A 16,111-nucleotide genomic window follows, 5' to 3' on the forward strand; every position below is an offset into this window, starting at 1 on the left:
GTGCTTCTAGACCGACGTCTTGGCGTCGAGCACGAGCAGCGCCGCATGCAGCGACGTCAGCGATTCCCCGTCGTCGAGGTCGACGCCCAACAGCTTTTGAATATCGGCCAGCCGCTGATAGAGCGCCGGCCTGCTGATGTGCAGCCGCTGCGCCACTGCCGATTTGTTGCCGGGCTTCTGCAGATAGGCCCGCAGCACTTCGAGGTTGTTCTGCCCGCTGCGCAGATCCTCCGCCAACAGCGCCTTCAACTCGGTCTCGGCGAAATTCTGCACTCGCGGATCGTCACGCAGCAGTGCGAGCAACCCGCGCAGCCGCACATCGGCGGCGCGATAGTACGCCCGCTGATCGTCGGGCATCGACATGGCGACCTCGGCGACGTGGGCCGCTTCACCGAGACCGCGGACGGCATCGGTGATGAGCTGAGCGCTCGACCCGACTCCGACGACCACTCTGCGCGCCGCGACGCCACGGCGCACTTCGTGTCCGATCGCCTCGCCCAGTTCATCGAGCGTCCCTCGGCGGGCGTTGAGGGCCAGCACCACACCAACTTCACCGTCCTGCCGCGCGGAGAACAGCCCGCTGTGCCCCAGGCTTTTCACCGCATGCACGACAGCGTCGAGGATCGCCACGTTGCGACGTTGCGCCGCAACAGGATCCAGACGCGGGCGTGCTGCGCTCACCGCCACCACCGCGGGGTGGTACGTCGCCGCCGGCCGCAGACCCAGCGCGTGCGCGCGCACGGCCGCGTCGCGCTCATCGGTGATCCGCCCGCGCATAATGTCGTCGACCAGCCCGCTGTGCGCCTGGTGTTCCAGGCCCGAGCGGCCCTGCTCGGCCATCCGGTTCATGGCGAGGGCCTGAGAAGCCCGCTCCAGCACCATCTTTGACCGCTGCACATGCGCCGGCGGTTGGGGGACGATGAGGCGTCCCCACTGCTCGCCGCGCGGGCCGACATCGGCCACCAGCCAATCGTCGTGGGTCAGCCGCGACCGGCGCTCCCAGTCCCGCAGCACCACCGCGGTCGAGCCGCCCGCCGCCGAGACCGCCAGCACTTGATGCGCGAGATCTTCCAGAACCACGGGTTCGTCGAGTATCTGCGCCGCGGCGGCGACGATGTCGGCCAGCGACGCCCGCATCATGCTCAGCTCGGTGAACTTCTCGTGCACCCGTCTCGCGAAGGCGACCTCCTCGTACTGGTCGGCCACGATCATCCGGTGCACGGCTTCGGTGACTTCGACGAACTTGATCTCGCGATGCAACGCGATCAGGGGCAGCTCCAGCGAGGTCGCCAGTTGCCCGACGGCGCTGGGCACCTCGGTCATGTGTGTGCCGAGCTCGACGACGACGCCGGCCGCACCCGCCTCGAGCAGTCCCCGCAGAAACCGCTCGGGGTCGCTGTGCAGCGCGGCGCCGGTGGTCAACACAAGCTCGCCGCCCTGAAGCACCTTGGACAGGTCAGGCAAGTCGCCGACGTGCACCCAGCGCACCGGCCGATCAAGGTTGGCAGCGCTGATGACCTGCGGGTTTCCTCGCTGCACAACCGGCATACCGACGACGTCGGCGACCGAAGGGATCACCGACATAGTGTAAGCCGAAGCTGCGTATTGCTTACAGTCTGCAGGCCTGAAACGACCGCAGCAGCGCGCACAGTAATGAGGACCCGATTCCGATCGCCAGGAGAGTCCTCACATGACCGACGTTCTTCAGCACTGGTGTGACGGCAAGACCTACGCCGGCACGTCCACCGCCACCCTGCCCGTGACCAACCCCGCGACGGGCGTGGTGACCAAGCAGGTGGCGGCGGCCAACGTCGAGGATGCCCGCCACGTGATCGATGCCGCCGCCGCGGCGTTCCCGGCCTGGCGTGACACCTCGCTGACCAAGCGCGTGCAGGTGCTGTTTGCGTTTCGCGAGCTGCTCAACGCCCGCAAGGAGGAGCTGGCCGCGATCATCACCGCCGAGCACGGCAAGGTGCTTTCCGATGCGCTCGGCGAGGTGACTCGCGGGCAGGAGGTCGTCGAATTCGCCTGCGGGATACCGCATCTGCTCAAGGGTGGGATGACCGAGAACGCGTCGACCAACGTCGACGTCGCCTCCATCCGCCAGCCGTTGGGCCCGGTCGGCATCATCTCCCCGTTCAACTTTCCGGCCATGGTGCCGATGTGGTTCTTCCCCATCGCGATCGCCGCCGGCAACACCGTCGTCGTCAAGCCCTCGGAGAAGGATCCGTCAGCGGCCAACTGGATCGCCGAACTGTGGGCCGAGGCCGGGCTGCCGGCCGGCGTGTTCAACGTGCTGCACGGCGACAAGACCGCCGTCGACGAACTGCTGACCAACCCGAAGATCAAGGCCGTGTCGTTCGTCGGATCAACACCCATCGCCCAGTACGTGTACGCCACGGCCACCGCGCGCGGTAAGCGCGTCCAGGCGCTCGGCGGCGCCAAGAACCACGCGGTGATCCTGCCCGACGCCGATCTCGACCTGGCCGCCGACGCGATGGTCAACGCCGGCTTCGGTTCGGCCGGCGAACGCTGCATGGCCATCTCCGCGGCCGTCGCCGTCGGGCCGATCGCCGACGACCTGGTCGCCAAGATCGCCGAACGCGCCGCGGGCATCACCACCGGCGACGGCACCCGCGGCGCCGACATGGGCCCGCTGGTCACCAAGGCCCACCGCGACAAGGTCGCCTCCTACATCGACGCCGGCGAAGCCGAGGGAGCCAAGATCGTCGTCGACGGCCGCAACGTCAGCGTGGACGGCGCCGACGACGGATTCTGGCTCGGCCCAACGCTTATCGACCACGTGACTCCCGAGATGAGTGTCTACACCGACGAGATCTTCGGCCCGGTGCTCTCGGTCGTTCGCGTCGAAACCTACGACGAGGCGCTGGCGTTGATCAACGCCAACCCGTACGGCAACGGCACTGCGATCTTCACCAACGACGGCGGCGCCGCGCGGCGCTTCCAGAACGAGGTCGAGGTCGGCATGGTCGGCATCAACGTGCCCATCCCGGTGCCGATGGCCTACTACAGCTTCGGCGGCTGGAAGAACTCCCTGTTTGGCGACACCCACGCGCACGGCACCGAAGGGGTGCACTTCTTCACCCGCGCCAAGGTCGTCACCACCAAGTGGCTGGATCCGTCGCATGGCGGCATCAACCTCGGCTTCCCGCAAAACTACTGAGAGACAACGACTATGACACCGCTTGTGGAATCCTATGTGCTCCCGAACGGGTTGTCGGCGGAGCGGGCCAGGGCTGAAGCCGCGCGCGCGTATGCATTGGATCGCGCGCATGTGTTCCACTCGTGGTCGGCTCAGGCGGAAATCACGCCGATGACGATCGTCGCCGCCCAGGGCTCATATGTGTGGGACGGCGACGGCAACCGGCTGCTGGACTTCTCGTCGCAGTTGGTCAACACCAACATCGGACATCAGCATCCGAAAGTCGTTGCCGCCATTGCCGACCAAGCTGCGAAACTGTGCACGATCGCGCCGCAGCACGCGAACGCCGCCCGCTCCGAGGCGGCCCGGCTGATCGCCGAGCGCACTCCCGGTGACCTGAACAAGATATTCTTCACCAACGGTGGCGCCGACGCGATCGAACATGCCGTCCGCATGGCGCGCCTGCACACCGGCCGCTACAAGGTGCTTGCCCGCTATCGCTCCTACCACGGCGGCACCGACACCGCGATCAACCTGACGGGGGATCCGCGCCGCTGGCCCAACGACTACGGCAACAGCGGAGTGGTGCACTTTTTCGGACCGTTCCTGTACCGCACACAGTTTCACGCGACCACCGAGGCCGAGGAAACGTCAAGGGCCCTCACTCATTTGGAGGATGTGATCCGGCTCGAAGGACCGTCGACCATCGCGGCGATTGTGCTGGAGTCGATTCCGGGCACGGCCGGCATCATGGTGCCGCCGCCGGGCTACCTGGCCGGTGTGCGCGAGCTGTGCGACCGCCACGGCATCGTGTTCATCGCCGACGAGGTCATGGCCGGGTTTGGCCGGTCCGGAAAGTGGTTCGCCGTCGACCATTTCGACGTCACACCGGACCTGCTCACATTCGCCAAGGGAGTCAATTCCGGTTATGTGCCACTCGGTGGGGTGGCGATCAGCCCCGCCATCGCGGACACCTTCGCGCACCGCGCCTATCCCGGTGGCTTGACGTATTCCGGTCACCCGCTGGCGACCGCGGCGGCGGTGGCGACCATCAATGCGATGGACGACGAAGGCATCGTCGACAACGCGGCGCGCATCGGCAACGACGTCATCGGTCCATGCCTGCGGGACATCGCCTCGCGGCACCCCGCTGTCGGCGAGGTGCGCGGCACCGGCGTGTTCTGGGCCGTCGAACTGGTCAAGGATCGCGCGACCCGTGAACCGTTGGCGCCGTACGGCGGGTCGAGTCCCGAGATGAACGCATTGATCGCGGCCTGCAAGGAGCGCGGGCTGCTGCCCTTCGCGAACTTCAACCGAATCCACGTCGTGCCGCCCTGCACTGTCACCGACGAAGAAGCGCGCGAGGGCCTGGCGATCCTCGATGATGCGCTGAGCGCTACCGGGCTCTGACGAGACTGGGCCGCAGGCGGTCCGGCGTCGTTTCCACGCCGGCTTCGAGGTCGGCGATCAGTCGCTCGGCGTAGTCGATCAGGCCGGCGGTGTCGATCCCATACGGCGCCGGCCCGTCCAGCTGAGCCGAGCCGCGGCGCAGCAGCGTGATCGCACCGGGGATATTGCCCCGCTGCACATGGGTGATGCCGACCGCGAGCTGCGCAAGGCCCTGCCACAGCGGACGTTCGGTGTCGGGGCCGTTCTTCCACGCCGCCTCGAGCACCTCGTGGGCATTGAACGCCAGCCCGCGATCGAGCAGATCCTGTGCGTACGTCAGCGTCTCCGCCGGCGTCAGCTCCAGATCATCTGGAATGCGCGGCACGCCCTCGCTGCCCTGCGGCAAGGGCCTGCCCAGCGCGTCGCGGGGTCGAGCGCTGCGGGGTCGACCGGCCTCGTCACGATCACGGTCCGCCATATGTTCATCATGCGGCTAGCCGGGTACGGGACACAGGGCGGGCGCGAACAGCAGCACCGGCCACAGCACGATTGTCTCGCCCAGGGCGATCAAGTTGGCGCCCGCGGGCAATTGGACCTGCAGCTGGGTTTCGATCGCCCGGATGTGTTCGGGGTGGAAGAACGCGACCGTCATGCCGATGACGAGATACGGGACGGCGAGCCACATCGCGGTCTCGATCATCGTCTCGACGCTCACCTTGTGGCCGAGGATGCGACGGACCCACTGCTTCACGTGCACTCGCTCAGATCAGTGCGCGGTGAGCCCGCACCCGTCGGCGCACATCGGCCAACAAGATATAGCTGCCGCCCTGGCGGATGAACGGTGGCAAGAATCGGTTGACGAACGCCACGAGAAGAAACAGCCATTCGAAGAGCCGCTGCTGTCCGCTGCCCCACGACATGCCCATCGCGTCACGGAACACCGGCGCCAAGAACCCCGCGGTGAGGAACTTCAACAGCGGCCGAAATGGCAAGCGCAGCAACGGGTTGATCATCTTCAGATTCACCAGGTCGAGCAGATAGCGGCGCACGGTGTCGTCGATGGTCACCCGTTGGCAGGCCGTCGTCCAGTACGCGTCGAAATCCGCACGGGTGGGTGGCCACTGGTCTTCGGTGACCTGCAGCGTGGTGCCCAACGGCCACGCCGAGCGGTAGAACTGCTCGGCCTGTTCGGCCGTCATCGCGCCGCGCAGCAACTGGTAGGTGTCCTCCAGGCCCACGAAAAGGCACGCGGCAACCCACATCTGCAGCTCGCGGTCGAATGCGTTGTAGCTCACCGGACTTCCAGGGGTGGACTTCACGTGGCGGTGCGCGCCGTCGACCGCCTCGCGGAAGGCAGCGCGGTCCTCATCTGTCCCCAACACCGCGACGGCCAAATACTGGAAGGTGGTGCGGGCGCGCTTCCACGGGCGTTTGAGCAGATTGCCGGAGTCCACCTTGCTTTCGACTACGCCGTAGCCGACCTCGGGCCAGGACAGTTGCATGATCACGTTGGCCGCGCCGGCCGCGAACGACCAGAAATCCATCGCCTCGGCCGCGGAGACGTCGCCGCTGTCCCAGCGCGCGGTGCGCCGCTTGACCGCGATGCGGCAGTCGGCGGTCGAGAGCCGCCTCATGTCATGCACACGTTCGAGAACAACAGCACGGGCCACGACGCGACGGAGCCCAGGAAGGACACCACCAGGTCGAGCCCCTGCAACTCGGAGAGATGCTCGGTGTGGGTGCCGGCCCAGATCACGCCGATGAACAGGTACGGGACTGCGAGGATCACGGCCGTGCCGATCCACTCGGCGATCGTCATCTCGTAGGTCAGGATCTTCCGTACTGCGGTGAGCACGCCAATATGTTAATGGTGATTCTCGGTCGATATGGGCTTTTGAGGCTTCTCGTGCCGGTTCTGTGCATATGTCCCCGATGCGCGTCAGCACAAGTTGACGCGCGCCAGACGGCTTGTGCTTGCCGAGAGGTGCGGGCAAATCGTCCCCAGCACATTGCCGGCCGTCGACGCGGCCCCGCCCGCCGACGGGGTCGCACCCCGCCGCGAATGGCCGGATACTGTTTCGCAGCGGTGGCGGGAGTACGGGCAGGTGTGGTCCTCCGTCACCGGGGCCTTGCCGCTGAGCACCGTCAACGAAACCTAACTGGGAGCGTTCACGCATGACCGAACTAATCTACGTGTCCCGACTGCTCACCGATCGGGCCTTGGAACACACACGCTCGCTTGGCATTCCGACCCCAGTTGGGCAGGAACAGCCGCCGGCCCGGGCCGAACTCGATACCGGCATCGCCACCCCGGTCCAGTGAAATTCGTTCTGGCGCCGGACTCGTTCAAGGAGTCGATGAGCGCGTCCGTAGCGGTCGAGGCGATGCGCCGCGGGATTCACGCAGTACGGCCGGATGCCGAATGCGTAGGCGTGCCGATGGCCGACGGTGGCGAGGGTACGGTCGACGCGGTGGTGGATGCGCTTGACGGCCAACGGATCACGGTCGAGCTTCAGGACCCACTCGGGCGGCCTACCGAAGCAACGTTCGGATACGTCGCTCACCGTAAGCTGGCGGTGATCGAAATCGCCGCAGCCGCCGGGCTCGAACTGGTGGCGCCGAACGAACGGGATGTCCTGCGCGCCAGTTCATCCGGCGTCGGGCAGCTCATCGCCAACGCGCTCGATCGGGGCGCGACGGAGTTCCTCATCGGCCTGGGCGGGTCGGCGACCAACGACGCCGGCGTCGGCATGCTGGTGGCGCTGGGTGCGAAGTTCCTCGACGCCAGCGGCCGTCCCGTCGCACCGGGCGGTGCCGGCCTGAAAGACCTGGACAGAATTGTGCTCGACGGCCTCGACCCGCGGCTGTGCGACGTGCACATCCGTGTTGCCTGCGACGTCAACGCACCCTTGCTCGGACCTACCGGTGCCAGTGCAGTCTTCGGCCCGCAGAAGGGCGCGACGGCGGCCGACGTCGAACTGTTGGACGCGGCCCTCTCGCGGCTGGTGTCGGTCACCGAGGCGACACTCGGGCACGCGCGCCATGACACGCCTGGCGCCGGAGCGGCGGGCGGACTCGGCTTCGCCTTTTTCGAATTCCTCGGCGCCGAAAGCAAACCCGGCGTCGAGGTGGTCGCCGAGACGGTCGGATTGGAGCGGGCCGTTCGCGGCGCCGACTGGGTTTTCACCGGCGAAGGCGGCGTCGATGCACAGACCATGCTCGGCAAGACGCCGTTCGGGGTGGCGCAGCTGGCCAGCCGTCAAGGCGCCCACGTCGTCATCTTCGGCGGCCGCGTGGCGCCGGACGCGACGGTACTGCTCGACCACGGTGTGGATCGGCTCGTCGCGATCACGCCCGACGGTACGCCGATCGACGAAGCACTGCGTCGCGGCCCGCAGGCGCTCGAACAAGCAGCCGCAGAATTCGTCCGCGAACTCATTGGCACTGCGACCTGAAAGCGCCTTATGCCGAGGATTTGTGCCACATCGTGACTCGGATCCTAGGCATTAACGGCGCCATCACAGCAGCGTGCTGACGTAGGCGTACGCCATTCGCTTGACCTCGCGAACCGGCGCGGCGCCGTCGATGTCGTCATCGAACGCTGCGCGGTCGAGCACCGCGCCGATGGAAGTGACGACCATGTACGCACCTGCTTCCAGCCGGTCCCGTCGAGCCCGTACTCCCCTCTGCCGCAGCGCATCTGCCAGCATGCGGGCGATCCGCCGGTCGGAGGCAGCGTCAATGGCTTGAAGCTCGCGGCTGGTCCTCATCGCGGCGCGAATCTGCACGGCCGCCGGTTCGGCGGCCACCGCCGCCATCACACGCTCGACGAGGTCGACCGCACGCTCCAGGGAGCGGTGCGGATCGGCAAGCGCGGTGGCCTCCGCCAGCGACGCCTCGATCCTGGCGTTCATCCGCTCGGCGAGCGTGGCCATGATCGCCATATGGACGGGGCAGTCCGCTCCGCGCAACGGGTGGTCGGCAAACTCCTAGCCCAGACCGATCACCCCGGTGAACTGCCCAAGTAGGTCGTTGGTGCGCCACCAGATCAGCGCCGCGAACAGCGCGAGGAACACCACCGTCACCGCAGCTTGAATCATGTTGCGGCGCTGGTGCGGCGCGTACACATACGCCGTCGCGACCGCCGCGCCGGTGACCAGTCCGCCGATGTGCCCTTGCCAGCTGATCCCCGGAATAGTGAACGTGAGCACCAGGTTGATGACGATCAGCGCGACCACCCAGCGCACGTCCAGGTTGAGCCGTCGCCCCACCACGAACGTCGCGCCGAAAAGACCGAACACCGCGCCCGACGCACCCGCGGTCGCCGCCTCCAGCGGTGAAATCAGATAGACGACGACGGAGCCGCCGAGCGCGCTGAGCGCATAGAGGGCGATGAACCGCAGCCGTCCCAGCGCCGCCTCCAGCGGCGGCCCCACCACGTACAGCGCCCACATGTTGAACAGCAGATGCATGATGCCGAAGTGCAGGAACGCCGAGGTCACCAGCCGCCACAGTTCGCCGTCGGCAACCGCGGGCGACCACAGCGCCAGCCGGCGTTCCACCTCCGACGACGTGGTCTGCAGCACGAACATCACGACGTTGGCCGCGATCAACAGGTAGGTGAGGACGGGAGTGGCGGACCGCTGCGGCGCACCGAACTGGGTGCGCGGCGCGCGGACCGTGCGGGCACCCTCGGCGACGCACTCGACGCATTGATGGCCGACAGCGGCGCTGCGCATGCACTCCGGGCAGATGTAGCGCTGGCAGCGGGTGCAGCGCACATAGGTCTGGCGGTGGGGATGCCGGTAGCAGGTCGGCGTCTCGGCCGGTGACTGCGGTGTGCTGGGAATGCTCATCGCCCTACTTTCTTCGGTCCCCACCGAAGATAGTGCGCCTGAGGCCGCGGTCAGCGACGGAACACGACCCACCGCATCGCGCTGTACATGTACACCGCTTCACAAGCGCCCGCCGCGAGGCGCGCGATGCGGTACTCGACGCCGAGGGCGGCCAGCGCGCTGGAAACCCCGAGGATGAACGCCAGGTAGTTGATGACGACGACGATCACATACACGGTGAATTGCGGACCCACCGGGGCGTGGGAGCGAAAGTTCATGGTCCGGTTGAGGACATAGCTCAACGCGAAGGCACACGCGTAGGCCACCGTGACCGCGACCGGCAGCGGTATGCCGAGGCCGCCGTGCATCGCGGTGAGCAACAGCAGATCGACACCGAACGTGAAGCTGTTGATCAGGCAGAAACCGAGAAACGTCGGTGCGACAACCGAATCCAACCCGAACGGCAGCCGGGCGACCACCAGCTCGCAGAAGCGATGGAAGCGCTCGACTAGCTGTACTTGGCCCGGTCCGACGCGCACGCGACCACGCTGCCATCGGCGGGTATCCGGCCCGTGACCACTTGGCGAACTTCCGTCACCGCGGGCCGTCGATTGAGCTAAACGGGAAGCGTTGTGCCGGTTTCATGTTCGGCGAACTCGAACACCCGCGCAGCCGCTCGGTAGTCGCATGCAACCGCGGAGCGCCCGATCAGCACGGGGCCACCCCGCAGGCCGAACCGCCCGTCCACGCCGACATAGCTGCCCGGTGGAATCGGCTCGCTGATGCAGTACAGCGTCGGCGCGGCACCCTCTTCGATGTCGTTGGCCAGCACGTCGGCGACCGCCTTGACGGCTCGATGCGCGATGGCCAGTGGCCCCTTGTCGGATAGGTGCGACAGATTCGACGCGACCCAACCGGGATGGGTGAGCTGCGCGACGACCGGCGACCCCGCGGCGCGCAGTCGGCGATCCAGCTCGAGCCCCCACAGCATCACCGCGAGCTTGGACCGGGCATAGGCGCCCATCACCGTCCACTTGTGGGTGCGCAGATGCATGTCGTCCAGACGCAGCGTGGCCGACTTGTGGGCATCCGACCCGACGTTGATGATCTGCGAACGGACCCGCGGAAACAGCAGGTTCGTCAACGCGAACGGCCCGAGAAGATTCGTGCCGATGGTCATCTCGAAACCGTCCACCGTGTCCGCGCGCTGCTGCGACAGCGCACCGGCGTTGTTGATCAGGATGTCCACATCGCCGTCGAGCAGTTCAGGGAACGCCCGCACCGACGCTTGGTCCGCGAGGTCGAGCTTGAGCACCGACGTCGACCCGCCGATCTCCTCGGCCCGCCGCTTGCCGAGCTCGGTGTTGCGCACCGCCATGATGACGTGCGCGCCCGCGCCGGCGAGCAGACGGGCCGTGCCCAACCCCACGCCGTTGGTTGCCCCGGTCACGATGATGCGCTTGCCGGTCAGATTGCCGAGCCGGCTCGGCGACCACGGTGTCGTCACGGGCTGAGACTAACCGGCGCAGCCATTGACACCACCGGCGGTGGCTGGTTAATTAGCTCTCAATAGTTGTAAACCTGACCATTTCTACCAACTTTTGTTGGAGTGTGGAGCGCCGCCGCGTGGATGTTGTTGTGGCACACCATGAGTGACAGCGCGCGCGAGATCGAGAACCTCATCTACACCTACGCCGAGCGCATCGACGCCGGTGACCTCGACGGGCTGGCGGCGCTCTTCGAGCACGGTCGCATCTGCGGTATCGAGGACGGTCCCCCGGAGACGGTATTCACCGGCAGCGCCGGCGTCCGGAAGATGTTCGACATGGCAACGCGGCTGTACGACGACGGCACGCCCAAGACCAAACACCACACCACCAACGTCGCGATCTACGTCGACGAAGCCGCCGGCACCGCGCAGAGCAGGTCCTACTACTGCGTGACGCAGGCGACGCCGCAACTGCCCCTGCAGGTCATCGTCACCGGGCGCTACCACGACACGTTCCATCGCATCGACGGCGTCTGGTGGTTCGACAGCCGAACGATGTTCATCGACCAGGTCGGCGACATGAGTCACCATCTCAAGTTCTGAGGAGCCAATGTCTGATCATCCGGTGGCAACCGCGTCGCAACACGAGCAGGAGTTGGCCGCCCTGGAGTTGACCAGCCATCCGACGGTGAAGGCCGCGTATCGCAGCGTGGCCGACACCTGGCTGTCGCGGGCGAAGGCGTCCGAGGCCATGCGAGCGCGGTTCGACGACGCGTTCGCGGAGGTGATGTTCTCGGCCGCGATGTGGTCGTCGAACCAGGACAAGCTGCGGCCGAAAGTCACCTGCATCACCCGCCTGGCGCATGAGGTGGCGGGCCGGCGCATCCCCGGATCCCGTTGGGGTATCGACAATCCCGACAGCATCTACCGGGTGATCCCGATTTCGGGCGACGAACGCTACGAGATCCGCGGACGCGTGGGTGAACACCGGATGACGGAGAACTACTTCACGCTGTGGGACGCCAACATGGGCACCGTCGACGTCCTCAACGGCCGCACCATGGACGTCGACTCCGACGGATCCTTCACCATCACGGTCGACTCCGATCCCGCCGACGGCCGCCCCAACCACGTGCGGTCCACACCCGCCGCCCACGAGTTCTACATCCGTGACGTGCTGCTCGACTGGGGTCGCGACGATCCGAATCATCTGTCCATCGAGCGGCTCGGCGGCACGCCGGCCACTCCGCCGCGGACCCTCGACGAGCAGGCCGAGGCCACCGCGGCGATGATGGCCTACTTCGCCGACTTCACCGGCAAGCTCAGCCACGGCGCGTACAAGATGCCGGCGAACCATTTCAATCTCGCGTGGTCGGCCGACCGCGTCGGCGCCATGCGCAACCAGGTGTACGTCATGGGTCGCTTCGATCTCGCGCCCGATGAGGCGTTCGTCGTGGATGTAAACGGCGGCGGCGCAGAGTATTTCACCGTGCCGCTGAGCAACATCTGGGGCACGACGTTGGACATCGTGGACCGCACCGGAAGCCTCAACAAAGCGCAGTCCACGCCGAACGAGGACGGCAGCTACACCTACGTCATCTCCGCTGTCGACCCGGGCCTGCAGAACTGGATCGACACCGACGGACTGCACGAGGGCATCCTCACATTGCGGATGGCCGAGTTCGGCGAGACCGGGCCGACGGAGGATCTGGGCGCCAGCGGCCGTGTGGTGAAGCTCGACGACCTGGAAAAGGACGTGCCGACGCTGCGCCGGGTCAGCACCGATGAGCGCAAGGCCGAGTTGGCGAACCGGCGTGCGGCCTACCTGCGTCGTCTGCCCGAAGGGACGATCTGATGGCGCGCTGGCTGATCACGGGCTGCTCGACGGGCATCGGGCGCGAGATCGCCCGCGCCGCACTGGAAGCCGATCACCAAGTGGTCGTCACGGCCCGGCGCACCGAGAGTGTGCAGGACTTCGTCGAGCAGTACGGAGACCGCGCGCTGGCGGTCGCGTTGGACGTCACCGACAAGAACCAGATCGCCGCCGCGGTCGAGGCTGCCGAGGACGGCTTCGGCGGCATCGACATTCTGGTGAACAACGCCGGCCACGGCTACCTGTCCGCCGTCGAAGAGGGCGAAGACGTCGAAGTACGAAAGCTGTTTGACACCAACTACTTCGGCGTCGTTGACATGATCAAGGCGGTGCTGCCGTCGATGCGTGCGCGTAAGTCGGGCCACATCATCAACATCTCCTCGATGACGGGTCTGGTCGCCAATCCACCGAACGCCTACTACTCGTCGACCAAGTTTGCGCTCGAGGCGCTGACCGAGGCGTTGGCCGCGGAGGTCAAGCCGCTCGGCATCAAGGTGACCGCCATCGAGCCCGGCGCGTTCCGCACCGATTGGGCGACCCGGTCGATGAAGGAGACCTCCACTCCGATCGACGATTACGCCGAAACAGTCGGTGCCCGTAAGACATTGATCAAAGAGTTCGCCAACCACCTTCCCGGCGACCCGCGCAAGGTGGCCGAGGCCGTCGTCATGGTGACCACGCTCGACGAGCCTCCGCTACGGCTGCTGCTGGGCCGCGACGTGTTGAAGGCCATGCGGGACAAGCTCGCTGCGCTGTCGGCTTCGATCGACGAATGGGAAGCCGTCACCCGCGACGTCAACTTTCCCGACGCCTGACGGGTCGCGCGTCAGCCACCCCAACCGCGCTGGCCGTCCCAGCCACCGCAGAAGCCGTTGATGCAGCCGTGGCCCCAGCCGCCCTGGACCGGATTCCAGCCGCCGCAGCCGTGCCAGTTGGGCCCGCTGTCGCAGCCACTTCCGCCGCCGGCGTCGCCGCTTCCGGACGGAGTGGCCAGAAGTACCTGGTCCGGCCCGACCGCATCGACGAGAAGTGCTGACGTCGGTCCGGCGGCAATGGCTCCAATGGCTCCCGCTACGAAGACTGACCCCACAAGCTTCCGTATGGTTAGCATGTCTCCATAATGCTCCGGCAAGCGGGCGCTGAAAAGCGTTTTGTGAGTGCGCTCTCTAACTCGTGGGCAGCGCGGTGCCCACGCAGACGAGGTCGGTCGGCAACGGAATCGCGCTGGGCAACTGCACCGGAAGTCCGGGCACTGTAGGCAAATTCAGCTGCGGCGAGGCGATCAGCTGCGCGGCCTCAGAGGCTGCGTAGTTCGCCGCCGATTGCGCCGATGGTCCGGCGCCCGCGGTTTGGGCGATCGGGACAGCCGGACCGGCGGCGGCCGCGGAGGGGCTCGTGGCGGCTGCGGTGGCCGGCGCACTGTCGCCCGCGGCCTGCGTGACCGTCGCGGCCGGGGCACCTGCCGCTGGAGCAGCCAGCGGAACCCCTCCCGGGATGCCCGCCAGACTCGCTACGGGAATGCCCGCGGGCACACCCGCCGCCGGGATACCCGCGGCCGAGGGCAATGCTCCCGCCGCCGCTTGCAGGCCGGCCACGGGTGCGGCCGCCGCACCGCCCGCGACGGCCGTGGCGGCGCTTTGCACCGACTGCTGCAGATCTTGGGGCGACGCGGCGAGCTGCTGCACCATCTCCAGGCAGGGCACCCCCGGGCTGGGCTCCGCGAGCGCACTCGCGCTCAACGCATAGGTGACCGACACGAGGCCGGCCGTCGTGACGAACGTGGTCGTTATTCGATTTGTATTCCGCGACAAGGTTTTCCCCGACTAGTTGTTTCGGACGCCTGAGCTGACCGTATCGACTTGCCGAATATGCACAACTGCTGATTTCGAGCGGTTATGAAACCGATGCCAACCAGTGCCGCTTCGGTAACCGCTGGGCCCGTCAGGCAAGATGACGGGGTGGAAGCAGACGGCCGGATAGATCGGCTGAGACGGCTGGCGATGCGCGTGCTGTCGCTACGCACGATCGTCATCGTCGCGGCCCTGTCCGTCGTCGCTCTCGTCATCACCCTCGGCACCTGGGTGTGGATCGGCGTCACCAACGACCAGTACAACCAGCTGGACCGACGGCTGGATTCGGTCAGCAGCCTCGGGGATATCAGCACACTGCTCACCAGCGCCCAGAACTCGGACACCGATGCGCCGGCGCCGGACGGCAGCCTGGTGCGCACCGCGCGCATCGCCGGCACGACGGTGTCGGTGCCCAGCGATATTGTGTTGCCGCACTTCGAAAATGGCTATGCCAACACCACCATCGACGGTGTGGAGTACCGCGTCCGCACCTTTTCCGCCGGCCCGGCGACGATCGCGCTCGGCGCGCCGCTCGCGGAGACACAGCGCCGCATCGACGAACTGCATCTGCGGGTGTTGTTGATCTGTGCCGGGGTCATCGGCGGCACCATCTTGGTCGGCTGGGTGATCTCGTTGATCATGGTCAACCCGTTTCGATTGCTGGCCCAGCAGGCGCGCGCGATCAACGCCCAGTCCAACCCCGACGAGGTGCAGGTCCGCGGTGTTCGTGAGGCGGAGGAGATCGCCGAGGCCGTCGAAGGCATGCTGGCCCGTATCGGCAATGAACAGCAGCGCACCAAGGCGGCGCTCGAGTCGGCGCGCGACTTCGCCGCGGTCGCGTCGCACGAACTGCGCACGCCGATGACGGCCATGCGGACCAACCTCGAAGTGCTCTCGACACTGGACCTGCCCGACGATCAGCGCAAAGAGGTGATCGACGACGTGATGCGCACCCAGAGCCGCATCGAGGCGACGCTGACCGCGCTGGAGCGGTTGGCGCAGGGCGAACTCACCACAGTCGACGACTTCGTCACTGTCGACGTCACCGAGCTGCTCGACCGCGCCGCCCACGACGCGCAGCACACCTACCCCGGCCTGAAGGTGACGCTGGTGCCGTCGCCGAGCGTGCTGATACCCGGGCTGCCCGCGGGGCTGCGGCTGGTGATCGACAACGCCATCGCCAACGCCGTCAAACACGGCAGCGCCACCAAGATCCAACTCAGCGCGGTGCGCTCGGCCGACGCGGTGGAGATCGCGGTCGACGACAACGGCAGCGGTGTGCCCGAGGCGGAACGGGCCGAGGTCTTCGAGCGGTTCTCCCGCGGATCGACGGCCTCGCGTTCAGGTTCCGGTCTGGGCCTGGCGCTGGTCGCACAACAGGCCGAATTACACGGCGGCACAGCGTCTCTCGACGCCAGTCCGCTGGGCGGCGCGCGTCTGCTGCTGCGCCTGCCGGTGACGCGCTCACGCGGCTGGTTCTAGGACTGCGCAGCCGCGACCTACTCACTCGTC

General features: G+C 66.9%; 19 protein-coding genes. 8 read left to right on the plus strand and 11 right to left on the minus strand.

From position 1 onward, the window contains the following. Positions 1-6: 6 nt before the first annotated feature. Positions 7-1,584 (minus strand): PucR family transcriptional regulator, encoded by a 1,578-nt coding sequence (locus CWS39_RS14185; RefSeq protein ID WP_431306129.1) that lies wholly within the window; start codon positions 1,582-1,584, stop codon positions 7-9. Positions 1,585-1,690: 106 nt separating this feature from the next. Between CWS39_RS14185 and CWS39_RS14190 the strand changes: the two genes are divergently transcribed. Further along, positions 1,691-3,184: a CoA-acylating methylmalonate-semialdehyde dehydrogenase gene (locus CWS39_RS14190; protein ID WP_102143566.1), complete on the plus strand. Its 1,494-nt coding sequence runs from the start codon at positions 1,691-1,693 to the stop codon at positions 3,182-3,184. Positions 3,185-3,196: 12 nt separating this feature from the next. After that, a complete protein-coding gene (locus CWS39_RS14195) occupies positions 3,197-4,573 on the plus strand; it encodes an aspartate aminotransferase family protein (RefSeq protein ID WP_102143567.1) in 1,377 nt (458 codons plus the stop codon). Here CWS39_RS14195 and CWS39_RS14200 read toward each other — a convergent pair. Genes CWS39_RS14200 through CWS39_RS14215 form a run of 4 tightly spaced genes read right to left on the minus strand, consistent with a single transcriptional unit; the run spans position 4,560 to position 6,407 of the window. Continuing rightward, a complete protein-coding gene (locus tag CWS39_RS14200; protein ID WP_102143568.1) occupies positions 4,560-5,030 on the minus strand; it encodes a DUF309 domain-containing protein in 471 nt (156 codons plus the stop codon). The two genes, CWS39_RS14195 and CWS39_RS14200, sit on opposite strands and share 14 nt — an antisense overlap. A gap of 15 nt (positions 5,031-5,045) precedes the next feature. Next, on the minus strand, positions 5,046-5,303 hold the full coding sequence (locus CWS39_RS14205) for a hypothetical protein (protein WP_199178117.1): 258 nt from the start codon (positions 5,301-5,303) through the stop codon (positions 5,046-5,048). A gap of 10 nt (positions 5,304-5,313) precedes the next feature. After that, positions 5,314-6,186, minus strand: coding sequence for an oxygenase MpaB family protein (locus CWS39_RS14210; protein ID WP_102143569.1), 873 nt, complete (start codon positions 6,184-6,186; stop codon positions 5,314-5,316). Further along, positions 6,183-6,407 (minus strand): hypothetical protein, encoded by a 225-nt coding sequence (locus CWS39_RS14215; RefSeq protein WP_102143570.1) that lies wholly within the window; start codon positions 6,405-6,407, stop codon positions 6,183-6,185. Before CWS39_RS14215 ends, CWS39_RS14210 begins: the two co-directional genes overlap by 4 nt. Positions 6,408-6,727: 320 nt before the next feature. Between CWS39_RS14215 and CWS39_RS28875 the strand changes: the two genes are divergently transcribed. Both CWS39_RS28875 and CWS39_RS14225 read left to right on the plus strand, forming a co-directional pair. Beyond that, positions 6,728-6,874: a hypothetical protein gene (locus tag CWS39_RS28875; protein WP_158240349.1), complete on the plus strand. Its 147-nt coding sequence runs from the start codon at positions 6,728-6,730 to the stop codon at positions 6,872-6,874. Next, on the plus strand, positions 6,871-8,007 hold the full coding sequence (locus tag CWS39_RS14225; protein ID WP_102143572.1) for a glycerate kinase: 1,137 nt from the start codon (positions 6,871-6,873) through the stop codon (positions 8,005-8,007). Before CWS39_RS28875 ends, CWS39_RS14225 begins: the two co-directional genes overlap by 4 nt. A gap of 63 nt (positions 8,008-8,070) precedes the next feature. On the opposite strand, the gene CWS39_RS14230 is transcribed toward CWS39_RS14225, so the two are convergent. The 4 genes from CWS39_RS14230 to CWS39_RS14245 form a co-directional block, all read right to left on the minus strand. After that, positions 8,071-8,496, minus strand: coding sequence for a hypothetical protein (locus CWS39_RS14230; protein WP_102143573.1), 426 nt, complete (start codon positions 8,494-8,496; stop codon positions 8,071-8,073). A 45-nt stretch (positions 8,497-8,541) separates the two neighbouring features. Then, positions 8,542-9,408 (minus strand): rhomboid family intramembrane serine protease, encoded by an 867-nt coding sequence (locus CWS39_RS14235; protein ID WP_102143574.1) that lies wholly within the window; start codon positions 9,406-9,408, stop codon positions 8,542-8,544. 50 nt (positions 9,409-9,458) lie between these two features. Then, the gene (locus tag CWS39_RS14240; protein WP_102143575.1) at positions 9,459-9,926 is read right to left on the minus strand and encodes a GtrA family protein; all 468 of its coding nucleotides are present in this window, start codon (positions 9,924-9,926) and stop codon (positions 9,459-9,461) included. A 77-nt stretch (positions 9,927-10,003) separates the two neighbouring features. Further along, positions 10,004-10,894 (minus strand): SDR family NAD(P)-dependent oxidoreductase, encoded by an 891-nt coding sequence (locus tag CWS39_RS14245; protein ID WP_102143576.1) that lies wholly within the window; start codon positions 10,892-10,894, stop codon positions 10,004-10,006. A gap of 141 nt (positions 10,895-11,035) precedes the next feature. Between CWS39_RS14245 and CWS39_RS14250 the strand changes: the two genes are divergently transcribed. Genes CWS39_RS14250 through CWS39_RS14260 form a run of 3 tightly spaced genes read left to right on the plus strand, consistent with a single transcriptional unit; the run spans position 11,036 to position 13,564 of the window. Continuing rightward, a complete protein-coding gene (locus CWS39_RS14250) occupies positions 11,036-11,479 on the plus strand; it encodes a nuclear transport factor 2 family protein (protein ID WP_102143638.1) in 444 nt (147 codons plus the stop codon). Between the two features lie 7 nt (positions 11,480-11,486). After that, positions 11,487-12,731, plus strand: a complete 1,245-nt coding sequence (locus CWS39_RS14255) for a hypothetical protein (RefSeq protein ID WP_102143577.1) — start codon at positions 11,487-11,489, stop codon at positions 12,729-12,731. Then, complete coding sequence (locus tag CWS39_RS14260) at positions 12,731-13,564, plus strand: oxidoreductase (protein ID WP_102143578.1); 834 nt, start codon at positions 12,731-12,733, stop codon at positions 13,562-13,564. The genes CWS39_RS14255 and CWS39_RS14260 overlap by 1 nt, the downstream gene beginning before the upstream one ends. A gap of 11 nt (positions 13,565-13,575) precedes the next feature. On the opposite strand, the gene CWS39_RS14265 is transcribed toward CWS39_RS14260, so the two are convergent. Both CWS39_RS14265 and CWS39_RS14270 read right to left on the minus strand, forming a co-directional pair. Next, on the minus strand, positions 13,576-13,860 hold the full coding sequence (locus CWS39_RS14265; RefSeq protein ID WP_199178118.1) for a hypothetical protein: 285 nt from the start codon (positions 13,858-13,860) through the stop codon (positions 13,576-13,578). Positions 13,861-13,915: 55 nt separating this feature from the next. Next, positions 13,916-14,506, minus strand: a complete 591-nt coding sequence (locus tag CWS39_RS14270; RefSeq protein ID WP_233213510.1) for a hypothetical protein — start codon at positions 14,504-14,506, stop codon at positions 13,916-13,918. A gap of 243 nt (positions 14,507-14,749) precedes the next feature. On the opposite strand from CWS39_RS14270, the gene CWS39_RS14275 reads away from it, so the two are divergent. Further along, the gene (locus CWS39_RS14275; protein ID WP_102143580.1) at positions 14,750-16,081 is read left to right on the plus strand and encodes a sensor histidine kinase; all 1,332 of its coding nucleotides are present in this window, start codon (positions 14,750-14,752) and stop codon (positions 16,079-16,081) included. The last annotated feature ends 30 nt before the right edge of the window (positions 16,082-16,111 follow it).

This window comes from Mycobacterium hubeiense, assembly GCF_002838065.1.
GTDB lineage: Bacteria > Actinomycetota > Actinomycetes > Mycobacteriales > Mycobacteriaceae > Mycobacterium > Mycobacterium hubeiense.